The organism is Nostoc sp. FACHB-888 (genome assembly GCF_014696655.1).
Lineage (GTDB): Bacteria > Cyanobacteriota > Cyanobacteriia > Cyanobacteriales > Nostocaceae > Nostoc.
On the sequence record NZ_JACJQM010000254.1, the window covers coordinates 1 to 5,100 of the forward strand.

Below are 5,100 nucleotides of genomic sequence, written 5' to 3' on the forward strand. Positions count from 1 at the left end.
TAAATACACATCTTATGATTGTGAAATCAGTTCAATATTTGGCAAGTCGAAGCGGGGTCAAAAACCCTGGGGATCTGCCAAAATCGCCAGAACCTTGACAACTGGATAACCACAGCGTTTCAATAATTCGGGAAGTTGCAAATTAGTTGCAATAAGGCAGGCTGAAAATGACCTTTTTTTTCGATCTGCCAAAAGCATTCCCAGGAAGCCTGCTCTGTAACAGTTTCAGACCGAGCGGTTTCCAAAGCCTATTACCCCGCAAGGGGACTGAAACAGATTAACAATTCTGCTCCAGCAATTGATTGTTGGATGATGTTTCCAAAGCCTATTACCCCGCAAGGGGACTGAAACCATATCTAAAAAATACAGTCTGTGAACCGTTGTTAGTGTTTCCAAAGCCTATTACCCCGCAAGGGGACTGAAACACTGGTCTGGACAGTTTACAGCCAAGAACCCGACCTGTTTCCAAAGCCTATTACCCCGCAAGGGGACTGAAACACTATACTGGTTTCACTGTAAATGATGCACTAGGAGTTTCCAAAGCCTATTACCCCGCAAGGGGACTGAAACCGAATCCATTCCTAGGGATTCTCATATTTCCTCTCTGTTTCCAAAGCCTATTACCCCGCAAGGGGACTGAAACTAGAATCCCAATCGCCTCGGATACCTCCGATGTAGTAGTTTCCAAAGCCTATTACCCCGCAAGGGGACTGAAACCTGAGACATTGACAGAAGTTAAGAAAATTCTTCGGGAGGTTTCCAAAGCCTATTACCCCGCAAGGGGACTGAAACTAATACTTTTTGTAGTTATGAATCACGTTACAAACAGGTTTCCAAAGCCTATTACCCCGCAAGGGGACTGAAACTGATTACTCCTTTTATTCCAGAGCTTGTACGTCAAGGTTTCCAAAGCCTATTACCCCGCAAGGGGACTGAAACGCCACCAGAGCGATCGGTTGTCTTTTGGTAGATAGAGTTTCCAAAGCCTATTACCCCGCAAGGGGACTGAAACCTGTTTTGGTTTAATGAGGAATAATTTTCCCATACACGAGATTTCCATTAACCAAGGAGCTAAAATTTTACATCAACCGCGATCGCAGTTGTTCAAAGTAGTTTCCAACGAAGAATTCCCTTGGCAGTAAGTTAATTGTTGTTTGGCTGTTGTTCAGTCAAAGAGGATAAAAATTGCGTACAATATTGAGCATTATTTGTAAAGCCCTAAGCAATGCCGAGAGCAGCTACATCTACTAGTGGTAAACCAAAGCCAAAGCAAAAATCTGTTGCTTCTGTTGTGACATGGGCAGATGAAACTGAATTGGTGGGATTAGTGTTTGAACTTGAGTCAAGTGCTTCTGCTTTGCTTTACTCGCAGTACACGATCGGACTGCACGCCTGGTTTCTTGAGCAGGTACGACAATTTGACCCAGACCTTTCAGCGTATCTGCATGATGGAGAATCAGAAAAGCCCTTTAATATCTCAGCTCTGTCAGGTCAACTAGTTGCTAGTGGCAAACAATTACAACTAGAAGCCAACGAAATTTACTACTGGCACGTGAATGCTTTATCTCAACGGGTAGCACAGTTTCTCAAATACTGGTTAACCCAACTACCACACTCCTTAGATTTAAAAGGTGCATCTCTACAGATAAAACAGGTGAGCATTGCTCATGCACCGACTACCTACAAACAACTACTGGAATCATCTACAAATAAACCCTTTACAATTAGTCTCAGTTTTATTTCACCTACAAGCTTTCGTCGGAAAGGAAATCATTTCCCTTTACCAGTACCAGAGAATCTTTTCCATAGTTACTTGCGGCGGTGGAATGATTTTTCGGCGATGCCAACAGAACAAGAACCTTTTCTCAAATGGATTGATGAAGAAGTGATTATTCATCAACACCGCTTAGAATCAATGAAAGTGGCAGCAGGCAAACGTGGGTCAGTCACAGGTTTTACAGGCGCAATCTCATTAGGTTTAACCAAAGCAGCTTTAGCCAAAGAAGAATTTAGCGAGTTGTTTTATGCTTTAGTACGGTTGGCTCCTTACTGCGGCACAGGGCATAAAACCACTTTTGGGCTAGGACAAACTCGCTTGGATTGGGTAGAGCAGCAGGTAAGCAGATCAACTCAGTTGCTAACAAGTCTGCTAGGAGAGCGAATTGAGGAACTGACAAAATTATTTACTGCACAACGCAAACGCACAGGAGGGCAGCGTACTGATAAAATTGCTGTCACCTGGGCAACGATTTTGGCCCGGCGAGAGATGGGAGAATCACTCAAGGCAATCGCTGAAGATTTAGATATGCCGATGTTGACCGTGAAAACTTACGTAAAATTAGCCAGAAAATCGCTTAAACAGCAAAGCAGTAGTTGAGAACCTTTGCTTGTGGACAACGATTAAGTAATTGCCTTATGATTATGTAATCAGCTTAATGGGATGGCAAATCGAAGCGGGGGCTAAAACCCTGGGGGATCTGCCAAAACGGACAGAACCTTGACAAATAAATAACTACAACGTTTCAAAAATTTGGGAAGTTGCAAATAATTTGCAATAAGAGCGGCTGAAAATGACCTTTTTTTCGATCCGTCAAAATGCTTCCCAGGAAGCTTGCCCCATAACAGTTTCAGATGGAGCGGTTTCCACAAACCAAATCCCCTCACGGGGACTGAAACGTTTTATTGAGGTTGGAAGCTACGAAACCTGCTACGTTTCCACAAACCAAATCCCCTCACGGGGACTGAAACAATTTTTATGAATACTCAAAATATCCCAAGACCGCGTTTCCACAAACCAAATCCCCTCACGGGGACTGAAACAGAAAAAGTTGTTGCGGATCGTTAGTTATGTTTTGGTTTCCACAAACCAAATCCCCTCACGGGGACTGAAACTATCGAAAGGAATTGCTGAAGGATTTGAAGATATAGGTTTCCACAAACCAAATCCCCTCACGGGGACTGAAACATAACGCTAGGGTAGGTCTGTATTAGATATCCAGAAGTTTCCACAAACCAAATCCCCTCACGGGGACTGAAACGAGTATGAAACCCGCCACCTAGCCAGCGATGCTAAAGCACTACTGCAAGCAATGGCTAGTTGTCCTGAGTGTTTGAGCGAACAGCAAATACAGGCGATCGCCTCTGCTGTGGCTAATTATCAGATTCCCGAAAATACGACCCCAACGCCTAAGCCAATTCCCAAGCCAAAACTCGTTAAACGTAAGAATTCTAGCAGTTGAGTGTTGCTAATTTATTTTTTAAATAAAACCTAAATAGGCTTATTTACTAGTCAGAACAAACAGCATATTACAAATGATGTTTGTAACTGTAAAATGGGAATACTAAATGTAGAAGAAAATGGCTTATATAATGCTAATTGCTGTATCAATTAAAATTTACTTAAATTGTTAATAAAACAGCTAAACTAACTTTATAGTTCAGTTTTTACTTTACCCCATTCTCAAGCTATAAACCGCTTGCCATTTCTTTAAATAGTTTCCTGGTATAGTTCTGAGGTATGGAGCAAATAGCTGGACAAAATACAAAATCTTAAAATGAAAAATTACTGAAACATGCATTTCATCAACCAAGCACGAAATTTGGCGGATACGCTCAAAGATAAAGCGCAAGAAGCAGCAACTAATACAGCAAAGGGTATAGAAGAAGTAGTTGATGGAATCAAAAATACTACTGTAGAGATTACTACCTCAAGCATTAATGCAATAAATGATTTACCTGCAACAGCACAGCAGGGTTTTCAAGCTGTACAAAATGTGGGTAAAGCATTAGAAGGCACTGCTATTGCTGTGACAACTTCGAGTGTAGCTATAGCTGAGGCATTACAAAACCTGCCTAAGACAGCTGCGGAACTAGCCCTAGAGATGCCCAAGATTGCATATAGATTGAGGTATCGTGCTGGTCTGAGAACTGGAGATTTACCTCGCTCTGATACAGATGTCATGAAGCTGTTTGAAAAAATTCCAGGCACATCAAAGGTTGGAGTCAACGAAAGGACTATCCGTGAATTCTTGAGCGACAAGCATGGGAGCCATATCATTCCACGTTCTCAAAGTGGCTCAAATGGTGCTGACAACATCTTATGGGAAGTGGGTGTTGATAATCTGCGTCGCGGAGCCGAAGTAATGACTGTGGGGGAGCAGTTTTATATTCGGGTTTATAATGCAGTAGATTCTATTATCTGCAATTCTGGAACAATTGCTAGGCTGGGGATCACTGCTACAGGAACCGCTATTCTCACACAAGTTATAGTCACAGCGATTTCATACTCCTTGGATCTTTATCGGGGCGACATTACTGTTGAAGAATATAAAAATTTAATTGTAGAAGATGCAAAAGTAGCAGGTATTGCGACACCAATTGTTTTTCTGGTCTTAGTAGCTGTATTAGCCTTATTTCCAGAATTTACAGTTGTATTATCTGCACCAGTGGTTATTGCAGGTTTCAATGCCTTATTTGGCATGAGTATTGCGATGCCGATAGTACAATCGCTACTTCGTCATGCTCAAGCTGGTGGTTTTGGCATAGAAACTGTTGAGGCAGAAAGAAATGCGCTTGGTGGTTCTACACCTGCTTGAAATCTGCGATCAACTTTACAATGAGTGCTGGCTTCATCTTCAAGGCTACTCTTGTTTGGGCTGATTACACACATCAACCTTTAATGCGATCGCGGCAGGTGTTTTTAGAAGCCACATTGAATTTTGAACAGATTTACTGATAAAGATTGTTTGAAATTAGCTTTTCAGTACTGGAGCGTAGTCTAATGCAGCACGATCCCATTGTGCTGAATTGGCTGCTGCTTCGTATGTAGATTGTAAAAACTTAAGCACCATTGCATCTGGGTCGTTAGCTTGGCGCACTACTTCGTAGGGCAGGATAAATTCTCTCATGTCTGAGCTATAACTCGCTTCTTGTGGCTCAATGGGGTAATTTTTAAATCCTTCAGGTTCTGGGTAAGCATAGGCATAGAATAAAGCTTCTTGTCCGCCACCGCCAAACCAAAAACCACAACTACTGACCTCATGCGAGTACGCTTCCCGCGTTACCCAATCGGCCATATTCGGTACACCACCCGGGTGTTGT

Annotated in this window: 5 protein-coding genes and 2 CRISPR repeat arrays; of the genes, 4 read left to right on the top strand and 1 reads right to left on the bottom strand. The window is 42.4% G+C overall.

The annotated features are described in order from the left end of the window. Positions 1 to 237: 237 nt before the first annotated feature. Positions 238 to 1,012: a CRISPR direct-repeat array (repeat unit 37 nt; unit sequence GTTTCCAAAGCCTATTACCCCGCAAGGGGACTGAAAC). Positions 1,013 to 1,225: 213 nt separating this feature from the next. The 4 genes from cas6 (at position 1,226) to H6G26_RS42215 (ending at position 4,735) form a co-directional block, all read left to right on the top strand. Next, positions 1,226 to 2,377 carry a CRISPR-associated endoribonuclease Cas6 gene (cas6, locus tag H6G26_RS38230; RefSeq protein WP_190736914.1) on the top strand — a complete coding sequence of 384 codons (1,152 nt, stop codon included), beginning with the start codon at positions 1,226 to 1,228 and terminating at the stop codon, positions 2,375 to 2,377. A 262-nt stretch (positions 2,378 to 2,639) separates the two neighbouring features. After that, positions 2,640 to 3,038: direct repeats of the CRISPR family, unit length 37 nt; unit sequence GTTTCCACAAACCAAATCCCCTCACGGGGACTGAAAC. A gap of 51 nt (positions 3,039 to 3,089) precedes the next feature. After that, entirely contained in the window at positions 3,090 to 3,239 is a 150-nt protein-coding gene (locus H6G26_RS38235; protein ID WP_190736916.1) for a hypothetical protein, read from the top strand. A gap of 333 nt (positions 3,240 to 3,572) precedes the next feature. Beyond that, a complete protein-coding gene (locus H6G26_RS38240) occupies positions 3,573 to 4,595 on the top strand; it encodes an HNH endonuclease (protein ID WP_190736918.1) in 1,023 nt (340 codons plus the stop codon). After that, on the top strand, positions 4,592 to 4,735 hold the full coding sequence (locus H6G26_RS42215; protein WP_206757590.1) for a hypothetical protein: 144 nt from the start codon (positions 4,592 to 4,594) through the stop codon (positions 4,733 to 4,735). The genes H6G26_RS38240 and H6G26_RS42215 overlap by 4 nt, the downstream gene beginning before the upstream one ends. Positions 4,736 to 4,751: 16 nt before the next feature. On the opposite strand, the gene H6G26_RS38245 is transcribed toward H6G26_RS42215, so the two are convergent. Beyond that, positions 4,752 to 5,100, bottom strand: a 349-nt coding sequence (locus H6G26_RS38245) for a DUF5996 family protein (RefSeq protein WP_242054275.1), incomplete at its 5' end; no start/stop codon positions are given.

Excerpts from the sequence above, each read along its gene's own strand:
- cas6 (WP_190736914.1), top strand. The coding sequence starts at position 1,226 with ATGCCGAGAGCAGCTACATCTACTAGTGGTAAACCAAAGCCAAAGCAA.
- H6G26_RS38235 (WP_190736916.1), top strand. The coding sequence starts at position 3,090 with ATGGCTAGTTGTCCTGAGTGTTTGAGCGAACAGCAAATACAGGCGATC.
- H6G26_RS38240 (WP_190736918.1), top strand. The coding sequence starts at position 3,573 with ATGCATTTCATCAACCAAGCACGAAATTTGGCGGATACGCTCAAAGAT.